Origin of the sequence: Stenotrophomonas sp. SORGH_AS_0282 (assembly GCF_030818125.1) — a bacterium.
Classification (GTDB): Bacteria; Pseudomonadota; Gammaproteobacteria; order Xanthomonadales; family Xanthomonadaceae; genus Stenotrophomonas; species Stenotrophomonas rhizophila_A.
In genome coordinates this window covers 3,535,811-3,557,317 of record NZ_JAUTAB010000001.1, presented here as the reverse complement: position 1 = coordinate 3,557,317, position 21,507 = coordinate 3,535,811, and the positions used below count along the sequence as shown (strand labels likewise).

The window sequence follows — 21,507 nt, the reverse complement described above, 5'->3', positions numbered from 1 at the left end:
AAAGGAACGCCACGCATGCAGACCTCATACCGACTGTTGAGCCTGGCCCTCACCGCTACCCTGCTTGCCGCCTGCGGCAAGCAGGAGGCACCGGTGGAGGCGCCCGCACCGAAGGCGGAATCGAAGCTGGAAGCCCCGGCCGAGAAGCCGCTGCGCGGGTCCCCGGACTTCGGCGGCACCACCCGGGTGGCGCGCGAAGCCGAGGGCATCGGCAGCACCCCGGAGCTGGCGGTGCTGGCCGCGCTGCAGTCGGCGGTGGCGCAGGTCAATGGCGTGCGTGTCGCCAGCCAGATGCAGAGCCTGCGTGCGGGCCTGCATGTGGACGTGGATGGGGAACACGTCGGCGATATCCGCGCCGACGCGTTTTCCCAGCAGATGATTGCCGCTTCGCAAGGGGCGGTGCTGGGCTACGAGATCCTCTCGCAGGAAGAAGTCAGCCAGCTGGATGAAGAAGTGATTGCCCGCGTGCGCGCCAGCGACGCCGGCTACAGTTATTCGGCGTCTGCCTCGGCCAGTGGCTCGGCGCAGGCGCAGGCAGAAGCTGCCGGTGGCGGAAGTTCCGCATCGGCCAGCATCAAGGAAAGCTACAAGGAACAGGCCAGCGTGGACGCCAAGCGCGGCGCGCAGTCGTTCGAATCCGATGTCAGCCGCCGCACGATGCGCAGCTACTGGAAGGTGCGCGTGCGTGCCGACATCGCCCAGTACCGTGCACCGGATGAGCAGGGCCGGCCGAAGATCGTGGTGGCCCAGCCGCACGTGCGCAGCGGCACCTACGCCGTCGGCGATGGCCGTGTGGCCAGCGATGAAGTGGCCGCGGCGATCCGCGCGCGCCTGAACGACACGCTGACCCAGACCAAGCGCTTCATCGTGCTGGACCGTGAGTTCGGCGAGGAGATGCAGGCCGAGATCGACCACATCAACAGCGGCAACGTGCGCCTGCAGGACACCGCGCGGCTGGGCCAGCAGCTGGCCACCGACCTGATCCTGATTCCGACCATCGAACGCTTCGAGTACCCGCGCAGCGTGCGCAACCTGCGCATGTCCGACCGCCAGGTGACCTCGTATTCGGGCGGCGGGCGCATCACCCTGCGCCTGATCAACGCGACCACCGGTGAGGTGGTGATGTCCGACAGCTTCGACCACCAGCTGGCCTCGACCGGCCCGAGCACCCTGCCGCGCGTGGTGGATGGCAAGGGCATGGCGGCGGCGATGATGGATTCGCTGTCCGGGCAGATCGGCACGGCGATCATCACCGAGATCTTCCCGGTGTCGGTGGTGGCCATGACCGGCGACCAGGTGGTGCTGAGCCAGGGCGGTGAATCGCTCAAGGCCGGCCAGCGCTGGCAGGCGGTGATGCTGGGCGAGGAACTGAAGGACCCGCAGACCGGGCGTTCGCTGGGCCGCAATGAAACCCCGTGCTGCACGATCCGGGTGGACCGCGTGGCATCGCAGACCTCCTACGGCACCATCGAAGGCGGCGCGGACCTGGGGGGGGCGAGCTTCAAGCCCGGTTCGATCGAGCTGCGTTCGCAGGCCGGTGCGGTGAAGCCGGCCGCGTCGGCGGCGACGGTATCCAGCGGCAGCGCGAAGCCGAAGCCCGCGCGTGCGGCGGCACCGAAGGCGGCGGCACCGGCGGAAGATCCGAACTGGTGACGTGTGTCGGCGCCTGATGGGCGGCTTCGTTGTGTTGAAACGCCGGTTGCAGTGCAGCCGGCGTTTTTGTTTTCGGCTCCGGATGCTTGCGCCGCGCTGCGCGCGGTGTCCGGCCAACGGCCGGGGCTACGAATGGTTACGTGGTGGTCGGGATCGGGATCAATCAACCGCAAGCGGTAGCGCCGGCCGTTGGCCGTTGGCCGGCCCAGGAGGCCCATGTCGCGCGCGGGACGGTTATGATCCGTGGATGATGGGGTTGTCCCAACTGCGGAGAAAACGATGAAGCGAGTGGTTTTGAGCGTGCTGGCACTGTCGGTGTCCAGCGCCCTGATGGCGGCGACGCCGAAATTCGATGGCGCGCGGATCTCCGCCGACGTCAAGGAACTGGCCTCCGACGCCTATGAGGGCCGCTCGCCCGCCACGGCCGGCGAAGCGAAAACCATCGCTTTCCTCAGCAAGCAGTTCGCGGCCGCCGGCCTGCAGCCGGGCGGCGACCTGAAAGATGGCAAGCGCCTGTGGACCCAGGCCGTGCCGCTGCTCAAGGGCGATATCGTCGGCACCCCGAGCCTGGCGCTGTCCAGCAAGGGCAAGCCGCAGTCGCTTACCCAGGGCCAGGAAATCGCGGTGCGCGCGGCCATGAACGGCGCGTCCGAAGTGGATATCCAGAACGCCCCGCTGGTGTTCCTGGGCTACGGCGTGAACGCGCCGGAGCGCAATTGGAACGACTTCAAGGACGTGGACCTGAAGGGCAAGATCGCCGTGGTGCTGATCAACGACCCGGATTTTGAAACCGGCGAAGGCGATTTCGACGGCAAGGGCATGACCTATTACGGCCGCTGGACCTACAAGTACGAAGAGGCCGCCCGCCAGGGTGCGCTGGGCGTGCTGATCGTCCACGAAACCGCGCCGGCCTCCTACGGCTGGGCCACGGTGGCCGGCTCCAACACCAACACCATGTTCGACGTGGTCCGCGACAACCCGGCCGAAGCGCACCCGCTGCTGGAAGGCTGGATCCAGCGCGACCTGGCGGTGGACCTGTTCAAGCGTGCCGGACAGGACTTCGAGGCGCTGAAGAAGCAGGCCCAGCGCCGCGATTTCAAGCCGGTGGAGCTGAAGGGCGAAACCCTGTCGGCCAAGTACGCGGTGAAGACCGAGGTGATCACCTCGCACAATGTGGCCGCGCGCCTGGAAGGCAGCAAGCACCCGGATGAAACGGTGGTGTACAGCGCGCACTGGGACCATATCGGCGTGGGCAAGCCGGATGCGAACGGCGACACCATCTTCAACGGCGCGCTGGACAACGCCAGCGGCACCGCTTCGCTGGTGGAACTGGCGCGTGGCTTTGCCAAGGGCAAGCGCCCGGAGCGTTCGGTGCTGTTCCTGGCCGTGACCGCCGAAGAGAAGGGCCTGCTGGGTTCGGAGTTCTACGCCAGCCACCCGCTGTACCCGCTGGCCAAGACCGTGGCGGTGATCAACATGGATGGCATGGCGCCGTTCGGCCCGTCGCGTGATTTCGGCATCTATGGCTCGGCCAAGCTGGAACTGCTGGACCAGCTGAAGGACGTGGCAAAGGGCTGGGATATCCGCTACACCCCGGACCCGAAGCCGGAAGCCGGCCTGTTCTTCCGTTCCGATCACTTCCCGTTCGCCAAGCGTGGCGTGCCGGCGGTGTCCTACTCGGCCGGCCAGGACTGGGTGGACGGCGGCGTGGCCGCAGGCAAGGCGGCCTCGGACGATTACACCGCCAAGCGCTACCACCAGCAGGGCGACGAGTGGCAGCCGGACTGGAAGTTCGCCGGCGCCGCCCGCGATCTGGAAGTGCTGTACACGCTGGGCAACCAGCTGGCCAACTCCCGCAGCTGGCCGAACTGGAGCGATGATTCCCAGTTCCGCGCACCGCGGGATGCATCGGCTGCCGATCGGAAGTGATCGAACCCACCCCGCCGGCACCGCCGGCGGGGAACGCGGTCCCGCGATGGTGACGGCGTGGAACGGGACATCCGCTGATCCGTGGTCGCAACCGGGTTGAATGGAAGACCGAAGACTTCCGTCAGGCGTTCAAGAAGCCCCCTTCACCACCGTTTTCAGCGGTTTCGTCGCATCCCGCTTGTGCCCTCCACGGGCAGGGCTATCCTCACACCATCCCATCGTGAAGACGCCGCCGTGTTTGCCAGCCTTTCCCTGATTCTCCGTATTCTGGTGGCCTGGGCCGCGGCGATCGTCGTGGCCGGGTTCGTGTGGAGTGGCTTCTTCCACGGCATGGATGAAGGCCCGGGCTGGGTGTTCGGACTGCTGGCGCTGTTCCTGATGATCACCGCGCTGGGCAGCTGCATCACCCACCTGCGCCGGGTCTCGACCCTGGCCGGGCGCCTGGATGCGGCCACCCTGTCCAGCCGCCAGCGGCGCCAGATCGAACTGCCGATGGACGCCGGCGAGGCCTTCAGCCTGGTCGAACAGGCGATCAAGGAACTGCCGCGCGTGGAAGACATCGAAAGCGCCGCCGGCAGCCTGCAGGTGCGCGCCTATGTGCGCCGCGTGGACCCCTACAACGGCCGCCCGCCGTCGCGCTGGAACCTGCCGGCGCGCTGGGCGATCAAGCGCAACAGCGTGCTGGCCACGGTCGCCCCGGGGCAGGGTACCAGCAGCGTGACCCTGGTCTTCGAGCCCGATGCCGGGGTGTGGGCCGACCTGCTGGCGGTGGACGAAGGCAGCAACTACGAGAACGCCGAAGCGGTCAGCCGCGCCATCACCCGCCGCGTGTCCGAACAACGCCGCGACGAGCAGGCGGCGGCCGAACAGACCGCCACGGAAAAGGAACTGTCGGTGGCGCGGCTGAACCTGCTGCACGCACAGGTGGAACCGCACTTCCTGTACAACACACTGGCCAACGCGCAGGTACTGACCCGCACCGATCCGCCGCGCGCCGACCAGATGCTGGGGCACCTGATCCAGTACCTGCGCAGTTCGCTGCCGAGCGTGGACGAATCGATGTCCACCCTGGGCGTGGAGCTGGAGCGCACCAAGGCCTACCTGGAAATCCTCAAGATCCGCATGGGCGCGCGGCTGGCACTGCAGGTGGATGTGCCGCCGGCGCTGGAAACCGTACCGCTGCCGTCGATGGCGCTGCAGACGCTGGTCGAGAACGCGATCAAGCACGGGCTGGAGCCCAAGCCCGGTGGCGGCACGGTGTGGATCATCGCGCGCGCCTTCGATGACCACGTCACCCTGACCGTGGCCGATGACGGCCTGGGCTTCGGGCAGGGCAGCAGCGGCACCGGCATCGGCCTGAAAAACCTGCGCGAACGGCTGCGCCTGACCTGCGGTGAACGCGCCGGCGTGGCCATCGTGTCCAACTTCCCCAGCGGCGTGGCGGCAACGATCACCTTGCCGCGCGACGCACGCGAGGCGATCCATGCTGCTTGATGCCCTCATTGCCGAAGACGAAGACCTGCTGCGCCAGTCGCTGGTGGCCCAGCTGCAGCGGTTGTGGCCGGAACTGCGGCTGGTGGCCGAATGCGAAGACGGCGCCAGTGCGCTGGAGCGGCTGGCCGAACTGAAACCGGACCTGGCCCTGCTCGACATCCGCATGCCTGGCATCAGCGGCATCGAGGTAGCGCGCGCGCTGTCGGAGATCAGCCCGCGCACGCAGGTGGTGTTCGTGACCGCCTACGACCAGTACGCGATCGATGCCTTCGAGCAGGGCGCGATGGATTACCTGCTCAAGCCGGTCAGCGACGAGCGGCTGCTGGCCACGCGCGAGCGCATCCTGGCGCGCATGCAGATGGGGCGGCCGGACAACGCGATGCTGGAGCAGCTGCTGCAGCGCCTGGGCCAGCAGCCCGGGGCGCACTCGAACGCGCCGCCGCTGGCGTGGATCACCGCCAGCAATGGCCGCGACACGCAGCTGATCATGCTCGAAGACGTGGTCTACTTCCGCGCCGACAGCAAGTACACCACGGTGGTGACCGAGGCCGGCGAAAGCCTGCTGCGCACGCCGCTGCGCGAGCTGCTGGAAGTGCTGGATCCGCAGCGCTTCCGCCAGATCCACCGCTCCACCATCGTCAACATGAAAGCGGTGGCGGCGGTGAGCCGCGATGACACCGGCCGTGGCCAGCTGCGCCTGAAGCAGCGGCCGGAAGTGCTCAACGTGAGCCAGCCGTTCATGAGCCTGTTCCGCGGCATGTAGAAAAACAATGCCACCGTGTTCGCGCACGGTGGCATTGGGATCCCCCTGGACCTGGTGGGGTCAGAAGGCCGGTTGCAGGTGCAGGTTCTGGCCGGGGTCGGGTTCGCCGACGTGGTTGAGCTGGCCGACCAGTTCCGAATGCTGCTTCATGCGCCCGATCTCACGCATGATGCGGATGTCTTCGTGGCGCAGCTCACGCCTGGCAGTGACCGCCTGCTTGTAATCGAGTACTTCCGGGTAGAGCTGGGCCATGTCCAGCGCTTCGGCCACGCATTCCACGGTATCGGCATCGGAGGTGATCCGCGCCCGGCTGTTGAACGCCTTCATCCAGCGCTCGAAGCCGGCGGTGTGGTCGAACATGTTGGCCATGAACCAGATCACGAACAGGATCGAGACCCACGAGCCGAACACGATCACCACCCGGGTGAAGGTGATATGGAAGTCGTCCTTCCACAGGTAGTTGGCGATCAGCCCGAGGATCAGCAGCGAGGCCGCCTGCCACCCAACGATGGACGCCATCAGCCACTGGCCCTTGGCCTTGGCCAGGGTGGCCACTTCTTCGCGGATCTGCTGCTCACTCTTGTTGCGCCAATGCGCGACCTGCTTTTCGAACGGGCTGCCGTAGAGCTCGTTGTCCTGGAGCAGTAAACCTAAACCTTTGAACAAAGCGATCATCACGGGCTCCTTCGGGAACGTGCAGCGGCGCATTTGGACGGACGGTGAGGCGGGTTCAGTTCTAGCACTTTCATTTCGCTTGGCAATGGGCAGTGCGACAAAACGCCGCAGGGGACTTAACTGAATGCGCAGGGCGCCGAAATTTTTGCGCGGTGCATCATGTAAAACTGCTGGTGAAGCGAAAAATTCCCGCCGTTTTCTGCTGCGACCGCACAATGTGTAGGCCGGTGCCGTGCCGGACGTGGTCGGGGCGACGTGGATCACGCAGAATTGACGCAACCGCGCAGGATCGCCGGCCTCTTCACCCATGGAAGCACCCCGATGTCGTCACTGCTGCACCGCCTCACCCGCCCCGCCACCGTACCGATCCGGCGCTGGGTGCTGGGTGCGTTCCCGCGCGGGCAGAGCGGCATCGATTACGACCACCCGCTGGGCGACCCGGGTTGGTTCGGCCCGGACAGCGTGACCTGGCGGGTGCATGCCGAGTTTCCCGGGATGCTGGCAGGTGGGCTGTGCGCGCTGATGCTGCAGACCCTGCACCCGCTCGCGCTGGCCGGGGTGTATGACCATTCCAACTTCCGCGATGACCTGGTGGGGCGGCTGCGCCGCACCACGGCGTTCGTGGCATGTACCAGCTACGCGGCGTCGGGCGAAGTGGAGGCGCTGGTCGGGAAGGTGAAGCGCATCCACGCACACGTGCGCGGGCAGACGCAGGATGGGCAGGCGTATTCGGCCGATGATCCGGCGTTGCTGACCTGGGTGCATGTCACCGAGGCATACGGCTTCCTGCAGGGCTACCGGCGTTACTGCCGCGAGGTGCCGGAGCCCATCGCCGACCGGTACTACGACGAGTACCGGCGCGTGGCCGAAGCGTTGGGTGCCACCGATGTGCCGGCTTCGGAAGCGCAGGTGGAAGCGTATTTCGCGCGGCAGCAGACGCTGCTGCGGTTCGATGCGCGCTCACGTGAAGTGCTGGCGGTGTTGTCCAGCATCCGGCTGCCGGTACCGATGGCGGGGCTTTCGCGCGAACTGTTCCTCGGCGCCGGTGCTGCGCTGCTTCCAGAGTGGGCCACGACGATGCTCGAACGAACGCCGTTGCAGCGCACCCAGGCACGGGCTTCCGCGCGGTTGCTGCAGGGCATGTCGCCCTTGTTCCGCCGCGCGCTGCAGGACGGCGTAGCGGCGCGCGCCTGCGCGCGTGTAGGCGTGCCAACAAGCACGCTCGCCCATTGGTGAACCGGATGACGGATCGGCAGGGTCGGTTCCCAAACGACTGCCGATAACGTGTGCGATTTCATTTACGCATGACCTGAAACGAAGGCGTCTCTCCGTTCAACGTCATGCGTCCCCGTGCCGATCATCGCCATCGGCAGTCGTTTGGGAACCGACGCTACCAGCGGGCACATGCCCCCCAAAAAAAACGGGCGCCGAAGCGCCCGTTCCTGTCACCACACCTTGACCCGCTTTTCGGGGGCCAAGTACAGCTTCTGGCCGTCCTTCACCTCGAAGGCGGGGTACCACGCGTCCAGGTTGCGCACGGTGAGCGCGCGGAACTGGCCGGGGGCGTGCACGTTGGTCAGCAGCGAATTGCGCAGGGCCTGTTCGCGGGCCTTGCTGCGCCACGCCTGGGCGAAGCCCAGGAAGAAGCGCTGGTCCGGGGTGAAGCCTTCCAGGGTCTGGCCCGGCTTGCCCTGCAGCGACAGCTGGTAGGCGTCGTAGGCCGTGGCCAGGCCGGCCACGTCGGCGATGTTCTCGCCCAAGGTGAGGCGGCCGTTGACCGACACGCCCGGGAACGGCTGGTAGCTGCTGAACTGCGCAGCCAGCGCATCGCCGGCGGCATTGAACTTCTTCAGGTCCTCGGCCGTCCACCAGTTGTGCAGCTTGCCGGTTTCATCGAACAGCGCACCGGCGTTGTCGAAGCCATGGCTGATCTCATGGCCGATCACCGCGCCGATCGCGCCGTAGTTCACCGCATCATCGGCGGCACCGTCGAAGAACGGCGGCTGCAGGATCGCGGCCGGGAACACCAGGCGGTTTTCCAGCGGCACGTTCATGGCGTTGATGGTCTGCGGCAGCATCGCCCATTCGCTGTGGTCCACCGGCTGGCCCAGCTTGGCCAGGTTGCGGCGGTACTCGAACTGGCTGGCGCGCTCGGCGTTGCCCAGCGCATCGTCGCGCTTCACTTCAAGGCCGGTGTAATCGCGCCACTTGTCCGGGTAGCCCATGCCCACGGTGAGGCCTTCGACCTTGGCCTTGGCGTGCGCCTTGGTTTCCGGCGACATCCATTCCAGCGCGTCGATGCGCTTGGCGAAGGCGGCGATGATGTTCTTTGCCATTTCATCGGCGCGCGCCTTGGTGGCCGGGTCGAAGTGCTTTTCGACATACAGCTTGCCGATCGCTTCGCCCACGGCGTTGTTGCTCTCATCCACCGCACGCTTCCAGCGCTCGCTCTGCTGCGGGGTGCCGTTGAGGGTGGTGCCGTGGAAGGCGAAGCGCGCATCGGCCAGTGCCTTGGGCAGGTACGGCGCGGCGCGGTCCAGGGCGTGGAAGGTCAGGTAGTCCTTCCACACATCCAGCGGTTCGGTGGCGACCAGGCGCGAGATGCCGGCCACGGCCTTGGGCTGCCACACGATGAAGTCGTCCTGCTTGTCCAGGCCGGCGGCGGCCAGGAACGCGGCCCAGTCCATGCCCGGCGCTTTCGCGCTCAGGTCGGCCTGCTTCCACGCGTTGGCACCCTTGGCCACGTCGTTGGTTTCTTCCTGGGTGGCGTGCGCCTGCGCGATGCGGGTTTCCAGCGCCAGGATGCGCTGCGCCTTGGCGGCCGGGTCGGCCACGCCGGCCAGCTGCAGCACCTGGGCGATATAGGCTTGGTACTGCTTGCGGATCTCGGCCATGCGGCCGCCCTGCAGGTAGAAGTCGCGGTCAGGCAGGCCCAGGCCACCCTGCACCAGGTAGGGCGCATTGCGGTCCGGCTGCAGCAGGTCCACCGACACCCAGGTGCCGAACAGGCGGTCGGTGTAGAAGTTGGTGGCGTTGAGCAGGTCCACGTCGGCGCGCAGGGTGCCGCCCAGGGCGGTGGCCAGCGCGGCCTTGTCGCCGATGCCGCCGATGGCATCCAGCTCGGGCTTGATCACGCCCATGCCGCGCGATTCGATTCCGGCCTCGTCCATGAAGGCGGCGTAGTAATCGCCGATCAGCTTGGTTTCGCCGCTGGCCTTGGTATCAGCGGCGGCGCCTTCGAGGATGGCGCGGGTGTCGGCCAGGGTCTTCTCGGAAATGACGTTGAAGCTGCCGTAGCTGGAGCGGTCGGCCGGAATTTCGGTGTTCTTCACCCAGCTGCCGTTGGCGAAGCCGAAGAAGTCATCGCCGGCGGCGACGCTGCGGTCCATGCCGGCGGCATCGAAGCCGAAGCTGCCCAGCTGCGGCTTGGGCGCGGCGGGCGGGGCGGCGGTATCGGCCGGCGGGGCGGCGGTCGGCGCGGCCGCATCGCGGTCGCAGGCGGCCAGGCCCAGCGACAGGCTGGCGGCAATGGCAAGCATCAGGGTGGGGCGGCGCAGCTTGGACATGGACTTCTCAGGCAACGGGGAAACCCCAAGTCTAATCCGCCGCCCGGCCCGCGAACCGGCGGGATCTGGCGGGAGTTGTGGCCGCATTGGGCTGCGTCAAGGTGTGACGGCTGTCGCACCCCTTCCCGAGCCGGGCGGGCTGGTGCATGCTGGGGGCAAGGCGCTGGGCCAAGGCCTTGCCCGTTGGGAACGGGCAAGAGAGACGTCAAGAAATTGCGACGTCGGCCGCTCAGGTTTGGGGAAACCAGGAAGCGTTTACATGAAGTCAGGCCGTCACCGAGGTAGAGGTACGCGATGCCCGCGCTGAGCCAGCCTATGGCGCGGCCGCTGCGCACCATCGTGTGGCTGGGGATCGGCCTGGGCCTGCTGCTCGGTGCGGGCCTGGTGGTGATGCTGGCCAATGATTACCAGCGCCGGCTGGAGGCCGCCCAACGGCAGAGCACGGCGCTGGCCACTGGTTCGCAGCGCCTGCTGCGACTGGAACTGCGCAACCTGGAACGCGCCATGCGCGGCATCGCCGCCGACGGCGCGCAGCTGTTCGAGCACGTGCCGGCGCAGGCACCGGACCTGCTGGACGATGCGATCGATGGGGTGCTGCAGCGGCATGCGGAGCTGGAAAGCATCGTGGTGGTGGACCAGTTCGGCCGTGCCCTGACCAGCGGCGGCGGTGACCTGACCCTGCCGCTGTGGGCGGTGGAGGCGCATCGTGGCCAGGACAGCCAGCTGTATCTGGGCCCGCCGCAGGACCTGGGCATGCGCCGCTGGGTGCTGCCGTTGGCGCTGCGCATGGGCGAGGACCGGTGGCTGCTCAGCCGGCTGCATACCAGCGAGCTGCAGTCGATCATCAGCGGGCTGGATATCGGCCTCCACGGCGTGCTCTCCATCAGTGATGTCACCGGCCACCTGCTGGCGCGCAGCCCCGACAACGACGGCTTGACCGGACAGCAGTTCAAACTGCAGCGGCGTGACCTGCTGGGCAGCGATACGGTGCTGCCGCTGGGCGTCGAACACAGTCCCATCGACAAGGTCGAGCGCATCACCACCCTCACCACGCTGGCCGAGTACCCGTTGGCGGTGTACGCCGGGCTGGGCCGGCAGGATGTGCTGGCGCCGTGGTGGCCCTACGTGCAGGCCTCGATCGGCCTGTACCTGCTGTACTGGGGAGCATTCGCGCTGGTCTACACCAGCCTGCGCCGTGCCACCCGCCGCCAGGATGCGATGAGCGAGGAGCTGCGCACCGGCCATGCCGAGCTGCGCATGGCCCACCAGGTCGGCAAGATCTGCACCTGGACGGTGGACGAGGACGCCTCGGTGCTGCGCTGGTCGCCACTGGCGCGGGAAATATTCGGCATCCCGCTCGATTCCCTGCCGGTGGCCGATTTCTTCAACCGGGTGCACCACGAGGATGCACAGCGGTTGCAGGCGGCGTTCGACGATGCGTTTGCCGGCAATGGCGTGCTGGATGAGATGTTCCGCATCGTGCTGCCCGGTGGTGCCACGCACTGGGTATCGGCGCGTGGCCAGCAGGTGGGTGGCAGCGACCGCGAGCGGCGCATGATCGGCGCGCTCACCGACGTGAGCGAGCGGGTCCAGGCGCTGGCACGCGCGCAGCAGGCCGAGCGCCAGTTCCGCCTGCTGTTCGACCGCAACCCGGCACCGTTCTGGGTGTTCGATCCGGACACGCTGCGGTTCCTGGAAGTGAACGAAGCGGCGGTGCGCCAGTACGGCTACAGCCGCGACGAATTCCTGGCGATGAGCATCCTGGACATCCGCCCACGCGAAGGCTGGGAGGAAATCCGCGGCGCGATTGCCAACGCCACCAGCGGCGACCTGCAGGATGCCAAGGTGCGCCTGCACCGGCGCAAGGACGGCACCGTATTCGAAGTGCGCGCGCACCTGGCGCGGTTGGACTTCGACGGGCGCGAGGCCTGCCTGGTGCTGGCCGAGGACATCAGCGACCGCATGGCCTATGAGCGTGACCTGGCCTACCACGCCACCCACAACCCGGCCACCGGGCTGCTCAACACGCGCGCGCTGGCCGCGCAGCTGGATGAGGAAGGCGGCAGCTACACCATCGCCTACGTGCAGTTCCGTGGCCTGCAGCTGGTGGCCGATACGCTGGGCCGCGAAGTGGGCGACGTGGTGCTGCAGGCCATGGCCAAGCGCCTGGGTGGGCTGGGCGTGCGCTATGGGTTGCTGGCGTTCCAGCCGGCCGAGGATTTCATCTTCGCCATCCGCGACGACCACGAGCGCCAGACCGCGCTGGATACGCTGGTGCAGACTGTCTCCGAACCCGTGCGCGGACAGGACTGGCTGCACCAGTTCGAGCCGCGCATTGGCGTGGCGGTGAAGTTCGACGGCGATGTGGTCAGCGCCGAACAGGTGATCGGCATGGCCGCGCAGGCCGCACATGCCGCGCGCGACGAAGGCAGCGTGATTGCCTGGTTCGACAGCGCAGTGAGTTCGCGGCTGGCTGACCGGCTGCGCCTGGCCGGGCGCATCCACAGCGCGATCGATGCCGAATTCGCGCTGTACTTCCAGCCGATCTGCCACGCCAGCGATGGCAGCCCGGCGGCGCTGGAGGCGCTGCTGCGCTGGCCGCAGGCCGATGGCAGCTTCATTCCGCCGGGCGAGTTCATCCAGCTGTGCGAAGACACCGGGTTGATCCTGGCGCTGGGCCGCTGGGTGATCCGTGAAGCAGCGCGTGCGCAGCGCCAGCTGGTGGATGCCGGCTGGGACCTGCCGATTGCGGTGAACGTCTCGGCGGTGCAGTTCTTCAACAGCGACCTGGTGGCCGAGTTCAGCCGCGCCAGCCAGGAGTTCGGGCTGGCGCGCGGGGCCCTGCACGTGGAGCTGACCGAGAGCAGCCTGATGCGCAAGCCGGGCCAGGCCAAGCAGACCATGCAGCGCATGCACGAGCAGGGCATCCATATTTCGCTGGACGACTTTGGCACCGGTTATTCGAACATGTCCTACCTGCAGCACCTGCCGCTGGACATCCTGAAGATCGACCGCAGCTTCGTGGCCGATGTGGAAACCAACCCGCGCAACGCCTCGATCTGCCGCGCGCTGTTGTCGCTGGGCCACAGCATGGGCCTGACGGTGATCGCCGAAGGCGTGGAAACCCCGGGCCAGCACGAATGGCTGGCCGCGCACGGCTGCGACCAGGTGCAGGGCTTCCTGCTGGGCCGCCCGGCACCGCTGGCCGAAGTGATAGGACGGCTGGAAACCGCCGCCGCGTAAAACGGCGGCCGGGCCGAACGGTAGCGCCGACTGTTAGTCGGCTGCATCACCAGGCGCGGGGTTACGGGCAGCCATGTGCTGTGGCGAAGAGCAGCCGACTAACAGTCGGCGCTACCAGTAGATGCCACCCAGTAGATGCCACCCAGTAGATGTCACCCAGTAGATGTCACCCAGTAGATGTCACCCAGTAGATGGCACCCAGTAGATGGCACCCAGTAGATGGCATCCAGTAGATGTCACCCATGGTGCGCCGCCAGTGGAACAATGCGCACTGGTTTTGGCGTTTATCATCACCGGTGAAGGCAATAAGCTGGGTCGGCATCGTTCTCGGTGCATTCGCCTGCTGGAGCCCCCATGACCCGCCTGCCCTCGCTGTACATCTCCCACGGTTCGCCGATGACCGCGTTGCAGCCGGGGCTGGTCGGGGTGCGCCTGGCCGAGCTGGCCGCGCAGCTGCCGCGCCCGCGCGCGATCGTGATGGCCTCGGCGCACTGGCTGACCCGCCAGCCGGTGGTGGGCGCGCACCCGCAGCCACCGACCATCCATGATTTCGGTGGCTTCCCGCAGGCGTTGTTCGACCTGCAGTACCCGGCGCCGGGCGACCCGGCCTTGGCCGAGGAGGTCGCGCAGCGGCTGGTGGCCGCCGGGCTGCCCACCGGCGTGGACCCGACCCGTGGCCTCGACCACGGCGCGTGGGTGCCGCTGCGCCTGCTCTACCCGCAGGCTGACATTCCGGTGGTGCCGCTGGCGCTGCAGCCGCTGCAGGGCCCGGCCCACCAGTTCGCGCTGGGCCGCGCGCTGGCGCCACTGCGCGAACAGGGCGTGCTGCTGGTCGGTTCGGGCAGCATCACCCACAACCTGCACGACTTCCGCGACTACCAGCGCGGCGGCGAAGCGCCCTATGTGCGCCCCTTCATCGAATGGGTGGAGCAGCGCCTGCAGGCCAACGACAGCGCCGCGCTGCTCGATTACCGCCGGCAGGCGCCGTATGCCGAACGCGCGCACCCCACCGACGAGCACTTCCAACCGCTGCATTTCGCGCTTGGTGCCGCCGGCAGTGAGGTGCTGGGCGCGCAGCGCATCGATGCCGGCATCGATGCGGGCATGCTGGCGATGGACATCTACCGCTTCGACGGGCAGGCGGCCTGAGTTCGCCGTTGTAGGACGCGGTTCGGGGTGGGTGTGGTAATTTTTTTCCAGGCTCTCTGGAAAATGCATGCATACGATTGAAGTCGTCCTGGCGATGCTGGTGGCGGTGGTCGCCAGCGGCTACCTGGTCCGCGTACTGCCGTTGTCGCTGCCGCTGCCGCTGGTGCAGATCGGCCTGGGTGCGGTGATTGCGGGGGTGTTCAACCGTGGCCACGCGCTGGAACCGGAGATGTTCTTCCTGTTGTTCCTGCCGCCGCTGCTGTTCCTGGACGGCTGGCGCATTCCCAAACAGGGCCTGTTCCGCGACAAGGGCGTGATCCTGGAGCTGGCCTTCGGGCTGGTGGTGTTTACCGTGATCGGCGCGGGCCTGCTGATCCACTGGATGATTCCGGTGATGCCGTTGGCGGTGGCGTTCGCATTGGCGGCGATCATTTCGCCGACCGACCCGGTGGCGGTCAGTTCGATCGCGTCGCGCGCGCCGATTCCCAAGCGGCTGATGCACATCCTGGAGGGCGAATCGCTGTTGAACGATGCCTCCGGCCTGGTCTGCTTCCGCTTCGCGGTGGCCGCGGTGATGACCGGTACCTTCTCGCTGGCAACGGCCTCGGTGACGTTCCTGTGGGTGGCAGTGGCCGGCCTGGCGATCGGCGTGGCGGTGACGCTCGGCGTGTCCACCTTCCAGCGCTGGCTGTGGCGGCGCTTCGGCGAAGAGCCGGGCGCGGCGCTGCTGGTCAACCTGCTGATTCCGTTCGCGGCCTACCTGCTGGCCGAAGAGGCCAACGCCTCGGGCATTCTCTCGGCGGTGGCCGCCGGTATCACCATGAGCTACGTGGAGCTTACCGGCCGCGTGTCGGGCAGCATGCGCGTGCAGCGCATGGCGGTGTGGAACATGCTGCAGTTCTCCTTCAACGGCATCATGTTCGTGCTGCTGGGCGAGCAGCTGCCGGGCATCGTGGACCGCGCCATGACCACGGTGAGCGAAAGCGGGCACCAGAGTGCGTGGTGGCTGCTGGTGTACGTGGTGGTGATCAACCTGGCCCTGGTGCTGCTGCGCCTGGCCTGGGTGTGGCTGTCGCTGCGCTGGAGCGTGCTGCGTGCGAAGCATCGCGGTGAGGCGCGGCCAGGCACCTCGTGGCGGATCGTGGTGGCCACCTCGGTGGCCGGCGTACGCGGTGCGATCACGCTGGCCGGTGTGTTGACCCTGCCGCTGTTCCTGCCCGATGGCAGCGCCTTCCCGGCGCGCGACCTGGTGATCTTCCTGGCCGCAGCGGTGATCCTGGTGTCGCTGGTCGGTGCCAGCGTGGCGCTGCCGCGCCTGCTCAAGGGGCTGGAACTGCCGGCGGATTCGGGCGAGCGCAAGGAAGAAGACCTGGCGCGGCGGCTGGCCTCGAAGGCGGCGCTGGCCGGGGTGGAGCGCATGCGCCAGCAACTGGTGCAGAACCAGACCACCGACAACGTGCAGCTGTACAACGATGCGGCCTCACGGGTGAGCCTGCTGTACCAGCGCAACCTGGAAAAAGACCAGGGCCCGGATGCGGACCCGGAAAAGGTGCGGCGCATGGAGCAGGGCTACCGGCAGCTGCGCAGTGCCGGGTTGACCGCCGAACGCGAAGAACTGTTCCGGTTGACCCGGCGCGGGCGGATTTCCGACGAGATCTCGCGCAAGCTGATCCGCAACCTGGACCTGCTGGAAACCCGGCAAAAGGATTGACGGCGCAGCCGTCAATCCCGGGCAGCAACCGACCGTGGGCCGGTTGACCGATTATTCCGGCTTCTGATCCAGGTAATACGCCACCACGGTGCCCTTGACCTTGATGGTCATCGGGTTGCCACGGCGGTCGCGGGCCTTGCCGGCCTGCACCCGGATCCAGCCTTCGCTGACCGAGTATTCCTCGACGTTGTCGCGCTCGACATCGTTGAAGCGGATGCCCACGCCGCGCTCCAGCGCTGCGGCATCGTGGAAGGGGCTGGTGGGGTTGATCGCCAGGTGATCGGGAGGGGTATCGCTCATGGTCATTGGATGCTGACAGCCACCACGGCCATCTTCAGGCGCACAGGATAACCGTAGGGTGGCCGTGGCAGAATGCCTGCCTGTCTCCAGGAATACCGGCCATGCCCGACAACAGCGACTATTTCGACTTCGAAGAAGACGAACGCGATTTCGACGAAGACGATTTCGAGGCCCGGATCTGGAACCTGTTCGTGCTGATCAACCCGGGCGACGAGGAACTGGGCCTGCAGCAGTTCAACCGCTGGCGCGAGGCGCTGCTGGAGAACGGTGAGGAGATCGACGAGGAGGCCGACTGGCTGCCGCCGCTGATGGCCGCCATTGCCTGGCAGTCCGGCTTCGAGGTGGAGCGTGAAGACACCGATGCGCTGGTGTCGGCGGTGAACGAGCTGTCCGCGCGCTGGAACCTGCAGCTGGACTGGGGTGGCGACCTGGATGACGAGGATTTTGCCGCCCACATCGACGCGCCGCGGCTGATGGGCACCGCCTACGACCGCCTGCGCGAGCACAATTACTCGCTGTGGAGCGTGGATACCGGCAACGGCGGCCTGGCCGGCTGGATGGCACTGCAGCGCGATGATGACGCCATGCTGGCGCTGTGTTCGCTGCTGGGGGTGGAAGTGCGGCCGGGCTCGGATCCGTTCTGACAGGTCACCCGACCCACGGTCGGGGGCTACCGGCGGATCAGGCCGTGTATTGCGATCTGGCGTTGGCGATGACGGCTTTGACCAGCGCCCGGTCGGTGTGCCGGGAAATGGCGGTCGCACCCAGCGCGATGGCCTGCAGGCGCAGGGGCGCGGGGACGTCGTAATGGGCGCCGCTGCGGCGGTTCTGGAAGGCCCGCCGGGGAATCCCGAGCTGCGCCGCCATGGCGTGCAGCTCGGGCAGGGTGTCGGCCATCAGATGCGCCCAGCGCTCGCCGCGCCAGGGGTGTACCGCATCGTCGATATAGACCGTCACCGGGTGGCCGTGGCTCAGGCCTGCGGCTTGTCGTCGCTGGCGGCCGGGGTGGCTTCGGCGTCTTCGGCAGCCGGTTCGGCGGCCGGGGCGTCTTCGGCAGCGCTCTCAGCGTCGTCGCCTTCTTCGCCTTCCACGCCTTCGAACTCGGAGACCAGCTGGCTCAGGTACTCGTCGGCGGTCTTGCCTTCATCGGCGGCCAGGTCATCGATCAGCTGCTGCAGCTGGGTCGAATATTCCAGGGTGACCTTGCGGCCTTCCTTCTCCTGGACATTGGAGAGGTGCTTGAGCATGGCCAGCATCGGCACCGGGTTGTCGGCGTTGCCCATGGTCTGGCCGCCAATGGCCAGCAGCCATTCGGTGCCCTGCAGGCCGATCGCAGCGACCACCTGGCCTTCTTCGTTGGTCAGCACGGCATGGTTCTGGACCGGCTGCTGGGCGTTGAGGCGGTTGATCGGGCGCTTGGGCTGGAGCTTCTTGCGCTTGTCGCGCTTGGCCTTGGACTGCTTGGACATGGAATCGGTCTATCGGTACGGGAAAGACCGCCATTGTAGTGGGGGTTGCGCGGGGATGCTGGGACGAGCGGCTCACGGCCATGCACAACCCCCGGTAGGTAACGACCGTTGGTCGTTACGCCCGAAGGGCTCAGGGCGAAGCGGAGACGGGGGCAGCGGCCGGGGCCGGTGCCGGCGCGCCCTGGGCCGCCTGGATGTCAGCGTCCTGGACGGTCGGCGACAGCGCCACTTCCTGGCCCGAACCGGCCAGCGCGGCGGCTTCGGCGGCCTTGGTCATCACCACGATGCTGATGCGGCGGTTGATCGGGTTGTCCGGCTGGGTCTTGTCGAACAGCACCGAGGAGGACAGGCCGACCACGCGGGTGACCTTGTCGTCGGCCATGCCGCCATCGAGCAGCGCACGCCGGGCGGCGTTGGCGCGGTCGGCGCTGAGCTCCCAGTTGCTGTAGCCGTGGGCGGCGTTGTACGCGGTGATGTCGGTATGGCCGGTGATGCTGATCCGGTTCGGCACGTGGTTGATGAACTGCGAGAGCTCGCGAAGGATGTCGCGCGTGTAGGTCTTCAGCGCGGCACTGCCCATGTCGAACATCGGCCGGTTCTGCTTGTCCACGATCTGGATGCGCAGGCCCTCCGGGGTCAGGTCCAGCAGCAGCTGGTCCTTGAACGGCTCCAGCGCCTGGCTCTTGCTGATCGCTTCTTCCAGTTCCTGCTTGAGCACTTCCAGCTGCTTCTTCTCACGCTCGCGCTCGTCTTCCTGCGGCACCGGGCGCTCGGCCTGGTGGTTCTGGAAGGGGTCGTTGCTGTTGCCGCGTGACACATCGGTGGCGCCGCCCAGCTTGATCATCGAGGTACTGGCGCCGCCCGGGCCGGCCATGCCCGGGGCGGGCGTGGGGCTCTGCCCGGTGAGCGGGCTGGGGTTGCGGAAGTATTCGGAAATGGACGCGCGTTCGGGCTTGGTGGTGGCCGCCATCAGCCACAGCACCAGGAAGAACGCCATCATGGCCGTGACGAAGTCGGCGTAGGCCACCTTCCAGGCGCCGCCATGGTGCGCGGCGTGGCCGCCCTTCTTGACCCTGCGGACGATGACGGTGGGTTTGTTCTCGGCCATGGCGGTGCCTTACTTGACCGTCTTGAGGTGCTGTTCGAATTCGCTGAAGCCCGGACGCACGTTGGACGGCAGGGTCTTGCGCGCGAATTCCAGCGCGATCTTCGGGTTGTAGCCGCGCAGGCAGGCCAGCAGGGCGGTCTTGACCGACTCATAGATGCGGCTGTCCTGCTCGGCGCGTGCTTCCACGGCCGCCGCCAGCGGGCTGACGAAGCCGTAGGCCAGCAGGATGCCCAGGAAGGTACCCACCAGCGCGCCGGCCACGTGCGCGCCCACTTCGGTGATTTCGCCACCGATCGAGCCCATGGTGATCACGATGCCCAGCACCGCCGCCACGATGCCGAAGCCGGGCAGGCCGTCGGAGACCTTGTTGAGCACGGCCGAGGGCTGCATGGCTTCGGCGTGGTGCTTTTCCAGTTCCATTTCCAGCAGCGGTTCCAGCTCGTGCGGTTCGATGTTGCTGCCGATCATCAGGCGCAGGCAGTCGGTCATGAAGTCGACCAGGTGGTGGTCGGCCTGCACCTTGGGATAGTTGGCGAAGATGGCGCTTTCGGCCGGGCGCTCGACATGGTCTTCCAGCGCCATGAAGCCTTCGCGGCGGGCCTTGTTGAGCAGTTCGTAGAGCAGGCTCAGGACATCGATGTAGTCCTGCTGCTTGTAGCGCGGGCCCTTGAACACGCCCACCGTGGCCTGCAGGGTCTGCTTGACGGTCTTGAGCGGGGTGCCGACCAGGAACGCGCCCAGCGCCGCGCCACCGATGATGACCAGCTCATAGGGCTGCCACAGCGCGCCGAGCTTGCCGTGCGCGCCGACATAGCCGCCGAGCACGCTGAGGATGACGATGAGGAAGCCAACAATGATGAGCATGGGGCGGGCGCGGCGGTGGGGATATCACCATGTCGGCCTGGCGCGCGCATTCTGAAGGGGGGCGTGGTCGGACGTCACAGTTTTGGCCGGCACGTCGTACCCACCAACGGTGGGTACCTACCGGTGCATCGCCCAGTACCCACCAACGGTGGGTACCTGCCGGGTACGTCGCCCGGAGGGTGCCGACCCGCCTCGTCCGGAGGATGCCGCCCCCTGGTAGGTGCCCACCGTTGGTGGGCACGCATTGCCGGGGTGCTCAACCGGCTGGCTGGGCCTCGGCGCCACCGCGTTGCAGCGGATCCGGGTAAGGCTGACCGTTGGCGGTGAACTGCAGCGAGACCGAATTCAGGCAATGCCGCTCGAACGTCGGCGCCGGGCCATCTGGGAACACGTGACCGAGATGGCTGTCACAGCGGGCGCAAACGATTTCAGTTCGCACCATGCCATGACTGACATCACGGATTTCGCGCACATGGTCCGGGTCGAACGGGGCGAAGAAGCTCGGCCAGCCCGTGCCGGAGTCGAACTTGGTGCTGGAACGGAACAGCGGCAGGCCGCACAGACGGCAGCCGTAGACGCCGTCCTGCTTGTTGTCCAGGAACACCCCACAGAACGGGGCTTCGGTGCCGTGCTGGAGCAGGACGCGGCGCTCGTCGGCGCTGAGCCCGGCCACCAGCGCGTCGCGCTGGGCGTCGCTGGGTGGGGAGAGATCGAATGCGGTCATGGGTGGTCCTCGTGGGGATGGCAGGAAAATGGGGGCGGCGGCGCCCGGGGGCAAGCGCCGATGGCATTCATGGTGCTGACACGCGCGCTGGCGCAGGGTGAATGCATGTCCCGTCGTGAGTCCGCCGCCATGAAACGCTTCTTCCGGGGTGTCGTATCGCTGGCCGTGCTGCTGCCGCTGGTCGCGGTGGCGCAGATGGCCGCGCCACGCAAACCCACCGATACCCGTCCGCCCACCCCCGTGGTTCCCGCGCAGGCGCCGTTGCCCGCGCCGGTGAACACCCCGGCGCAGACGACGCAGCAGCTGCGCACCCACCCGATCCAGAGCCAGGGGCCGGCCCAGGTGGTGCCGCCTGCGCCGCCGGCCACCACCGCGCCACCGAAGGTGTATGACCGACACGGCCGCATCGTGCCGGGCATGAAGCAGGCCGGCCCCAACCGTGTGCTGGATACGCGCACCGGCCGCTATTACGACGCGGTGCCCACCGGTGATGGCCAACTCATCAAGCCCTGATGCATGAACGTTTCACAACCAATGCCCGCAGTCATCGGTGTCAACGCCGCAGCTCACTGCAATTTCGCCTGCGATTAACCGGCTTTCGCCGAGTCTGTACGTGCGCCGCAACAACGCGCATCCCCAAGCTCAGAAGGTGCAGTTATGGCTAATCAGCAGAAGGGCAATCCCGGCAAGATGCCGCAGGAACAGCAGGGCCAGCAGAACCAGAAATCCGGCCAGCAGAACCAGCAGCAATGGGATCAGCAGAACCAGAAGGGTGGCAAACAGCAGGACCAGCGCCACCAGGATCAGAAACAGCAGCGTTGATGCCTCTGGTCGGCAGCTACACAGGCGGTGCGCGCAA

General features: G+C 67.1%; 19 protein-coding genes. 10 read left to right on the top strand and 9 right to left on the bottom strand.

Annotation, left to right across the window (positions count from 1 at the left end):
• Positions 1-15 precede the first annotated feature (15 nt).
• The 4 genes from QE395_RS16095 to QE395_RS16080 all read left to right on the top strand — a co-directional run bounded on the left by QE395_RS16095 (position 16) and on the right by QE395_RS16080 (position 5,839).
• Complete coding sequence (locus tag QE395_RS16095) at positions 16-1,653, top strand: CsgG/HfaB family protein (RefSeq protein ID WP_306989917.1); 1,638 nt, start codon at positions 16-18, stop codon at positions 1,651-1,653.
• Between the two features lie 279 nt (positions 1,654-1,932).
• Positions 1,933-3,582 (top strand): M28 family metallopeptidase, encoded by a 1,650-nt coding sequence (locus QE395_RS16090; protein WP_306989916.1) that lies wholly within the window; start codon positions 1,933-1,935, stop codon positions 3,580-3,582.
• A 234-nt stretch (positions 3,583-3,816) separates the two neighbouring features.
• Positions 3,817-5,076: a histidine kinase gene (locus tag QE395_RS16085; protein WP_306989915.1), complete on the top strand. Its 1,260-nt coding sequence runs from the start codon at positions 3,817-3,819 to the stop codon at positions 5,074-5,076.
• Positions 5,066-5,839 (top strand): LytTR family DNA-binding domain-containing protein, encoded by a 774-nt coding sequence (locus QE395_RS16080; RefSeq protein ID WP_249833695.1) that lies wholly within the window; start codon positions 5,066-5,068, stop codon positions 5,837-5,839. Before QE395_RS16085 ends, QE395_RS16080 begins: the two co-directional genes overlap by 11 nt.
• Positions 5,840-5,899: 60 nt before the next feature.
• Here QE395_RS16080 and QE395_RS16075 read toward each other — a convergent pair whose 3' ends face one another.
• Positions 5,900-6,514, bottom strand: coding sequence for a hypothetical protein (locus tag QE395_RS16075; protein WP_068854530.1), 615 nt, complete (start codon positions 6,512-6,514; stop codon positions 5,900-5,902).
• A 321-nt stretch (positions 6,515-6,835) separates the two neighbouring features.
• Between QE395_RS16075 and QE395_RS16070 the strand changes: the two genes are divergently transcribed.
• Positions 6,836-7,750, top strand: a complete 915-nt coding sequence (locus tag QE395_RS16070; protein ID WP_306989914.1) for an oxygenase MpaB family protein — start codon at positions 6,836-6,838, stop codon at positions 7,748-7,750.
• A 209-nt stretch (positions 7,751-7,959) separates the two neighbouring features.
• Here QE395_RS16070 and QE395_RS16065 read toward each other — a convergent pair whose 3' ends face one another.
• Positions 7,960-10,080, bottom strand: coding sequence for a M13 family metallopeptidase (locus QE395_RS16065; protein ID WP_093533048.1), 2,121 nt, complete (start codon positions 10,078-10,080; stop codon positions 7,960-7,962).
• Positions 10,081-10,374: 294 nt separating this feature from the next.
• Between QE395_RS16065 and QE395_RS16060 the strand changes: the two genes are divergently transcribed.
• The 3 genes from QE395_RS16060 to QE395_RS16050 all read left to right on the top strand — a co-directional run bounded on the left by QE395_RS16060 (position 10,375) and on the right by QE395_RS16050 (position 16,183).
• Entirely contained in the window at positions 10,375-13,323 is a 2,949-nt protein-coding gene (locus QE395_RS16060; RefSeq protein WP_306989913.1) for an EAL domain-containing protein, read from the top strand.
• A gap of 354 nt (positions 13,324-13,677) precedes the next feature.
• The gene (locus tag QE395_RS16055) at positions 13,678-14,472 is read left to right on the top strand and encodes a class III extradiol ring-cleavage dioxygenase (protein WP_210132095.1); all 795 of its coding nucleotides are present in this window, start codon (positions 13,678-13,680) and stop codon (positions 14,470-14,472) included.
• Positions 14,473-14,539: 67 nt separating this feature from the next.
• Positions 14,540-16,183 carry a Na+/H+ antiporter gene (locus QE395_RS16050; RefSeq protein WP_068848952.1) on the top strand — a complete coding sequence of 548 codons (1,644 nt, stop codon included), beginning with the start codon at positions 14,540-14,542 and terminating at the stop codon, positions 16,181-16,183.
• A 51-nt stretch (positions 16,184-16,234) separates the two neighbouring features.
• Here the strand turns inward: QE395_RS16050 and QE395_RS16045 are convergent, their stop codons facing one another.
• Positions 16,235-16,483, bottom strand: coding sequence for a DUF3297 family protein (locus QE395_RS16045; protein WP_068854531.1), 249 nt, complete (start codon positions 16,481-16,483; stop codon positions 16,235-16,237).
• A 101-nt stretch (positions 16,484-16,584) separates the two neighbouring features.
• Between QE395_RS16045 and QE395_RS16040 the strand changes: the two genes are divergently transcribed.
• Positions 16,585-17,127 carry a hypothetical protein gene (locus QE395_RS16040; RefSeq protein WP_093533051.1) on the top strand — a complete coding sequence of 181 codons (543 nt, stop codon included), beginning with the start codon at positions 16,585-16,587 and terminating at the stop codon, positions 17,125-17,127.
• 37 nt (positions 17,128-17,164) lie between these two features.
• Here the strand turns inward: QE395_RS16040 and QE395_RS16035 are convergent, their stop codons facing one another.
• From QE395_RS16035 to msrB, 5 genes are all read right to left on the bottom strand, one after another.
• Positions 17,165-17,440 (bottom strand): DUF4031 domain-containing protein, encoded by a 276-nt coding sequence (locus QE395_RS16035; protein ID WP_068848955.1) that lies wholly within the window; start codon positions 17,438-17,440, stop codon positions 17,165-17,167.
• 14 nt (positions 17,441-17,454) lie between these two features.
• Entirely contained in the window at positions 17,455-17,952 is a 498-nt protein-coding gene (locus QE395_RS16030; protein ID WP_306989912.1) for a hypothetical protein, read from the bottom strand.
• Positions 17,953-18,082: 130 nt separating this feature from the next.
• Positions 18,083-19,060 carry a flagellar motor protein MotB gene (gene motB, locus QE395_RS16025; protein ID WP_095364551.1) on the bottom strand — a complete coding sequence of 326 codons (978 nt, stop codon included), beginning with the start codon at positions 19,058-19,060 and terminating at the stop codon, positions 18,083-18,085.
• A gap of 9 nt (positions 19,061-19,069) precedes the next feature.
• Positions 19,070-19,924 (bottom strand): flagellar motor stator protein MotA, encoded by an 855-nt coding sequence (gene motA, locus QE395_RS16020; protein WP_306989911.1) that lies wholly within the window; start codon positions 19,922-19,924, stop codon positions 19,070-19,072.
• Between the two features lie 256 nt (positions 19,925-20,180).
• Positions 20,181-20,648, bottom strand: coding sequence for a peptide-methionine (R)-S-oxide reductase MsrB (gene msrB / locus QE395_RS16015; RefSeq protein WP_306989910.1), 468 nt, complete (start codon positions 20,646-20,648; stop codon positions 20,181-20,183).
• A 105-nt stretch (positions 20,649-20,753) separates the two neighbouring features.
• Between msrB and QE395_RS16010 the strand changes: the two genes are divergently transcribed.
• Positions 20,754-21,161 (top strand): classical arabinogalactan protein 4, encoded by a 408-nt coding sequence (locus QE395_RS16010; RefSeq protein ID WP_306989909.1) that lies wholly within the window; start codon positions 20,754-20,756, stop codon positions 21,159-21,161.
• A gap of 129 nt (positions 21,162-21,290) precedes the next feature.
• Here QE395_RS16010 and QE395_RS16005 read toward each other — a convergent pair whose 3' ends face one another.
• Entirely contained in the window at positions 21,291-21,446 is a 156-nt protein-coding gene (locus QE395_RS16005) for a hypothetical protein (protein ID WP_306989908.1), read from the bottom strand.
• Positions 21,447-21,507 lie beyond the last annotated feature (61 nt).

What these genes read in the sequence shown, in the direction of transcription:
- QE395_RS16095 (WP_306989917.1), top strand. Translation starts at nt 16, where the DNA reads ATGCAGACCTCATACCGACTGTTGAGCCTGGCCCTCACCGCTACCCTG.
- QE395_RS16090 (WP_306989916.1), top strand. Translation starts at nt 1,933, where the DNA reads ATGAAGCGAGTGGTTTTGAGCGTGCTGGCACTGTCGGTGTCCAGCGCC.
- QE395_RS16080 (WP_249833695.1), top strand. Translation starts at nt 5,066, where the DNA reads ATGCTGCTTGATGCCCTCATTGCCGAAGACGAAGACCTGCTGCGCCAG.
- QE395_RS16075 (WP_068854530.1), bottom strand. Translation starts at nt 6,514, where the DNA reads ATGATCGCTTTGTTCAAAGGTTTAGGTTTACTGCTCCAGGACAACGAG.
- QE395_RS16070 (WP_306989914.1), top strand. Translation starts at nt 6,836, where the DNA reads ATGTCGTCACTGCTGCACCGCCTCACCCGCCCCGCCACCGTACCGATC.
- QE395_RS16065 (WP_093533048.1), bottom strand. Translation starts at nt 10,080, where the DNA reads ATGTCCAAGCTGCGCCGCCCCACCCTGATGCTTGCCATTGCCGCCAGC.
- QE395_RS16060 (WP_306989913.1), top strand. Translation starts at nt 10,375, where the DNA reads ATGCCCGCGCTGAGCCAGCCTATGGCGCGGCCGCTGCGCACCATCGTG.
- QE395_RS16055 (WP_210132095.1), top strand. Translation starts at nt 13,678, where the DNA reads ATGACCCGCCTGCCCTCGCTGTACATCTCCCACGGTTCGCCGATGACC.
- QE395_RS16050 (WP_068848952.1), top strand. Translation starts at nt 14,540, where the DNA reads ATGCATACGATTGAAGTCGTCCTGGCGATGCTGGTGGCGGTGGTCGCC.
- QE395_RS16045 (WP_068854531.1), bottom strand. Translation starts at nt 16,483, where the DNA reads ATGAGCGATACCCCTCCCGATCACCTGGCGATCAACCCCACCAGCCCC.
- QE395_RS16040 (WP_093533051.1), top strand. Translation starts at nt 16,585, where the DNA reads ATGCCCGACAACAGCGACTATTTCGACTTCGAAGAAGACGAACGCGAT.
- QE395_RS16030 (WP_306989912.1), bottom strand. Translation starts at nt 17,952, where the DNA reads ATGTCCAAGCAGTCCAAGGCCAAGCGCGACAAGCGCAAGAAGCTCCAG.
- motB (WP_095364551.1), bottom strand. Translation starts at nt 19,060, where the DNA reads ATGGCCGAGAACAAACCCACCGTCATCGTCCGCAGGGTCAAGAAGGGC.
- motA (WP_306989911.1), bottom strand. Translation starts at nt 19,924, where the DNA reads ATGCTCATCATTGTTGGCTTCCTCATCGTCATCCTCAGCGTGCTCGGC.
- msrB (WP_306989910.1), bottom strand. Translation starts at nt 20,648, where the DNA reads ATGACCGCATTCGATCTCTCCCCACCCAGCGACGCCCAGCGCGACGCG.
- QE395_RS16010 (WP_306989909.1), top strand. Translation starts at nt 20,754, where the DNA reads ATGTCCCGTCGTGAGTCCGCCGCCATGAAACGCTTCTTCCGGGGTGTC.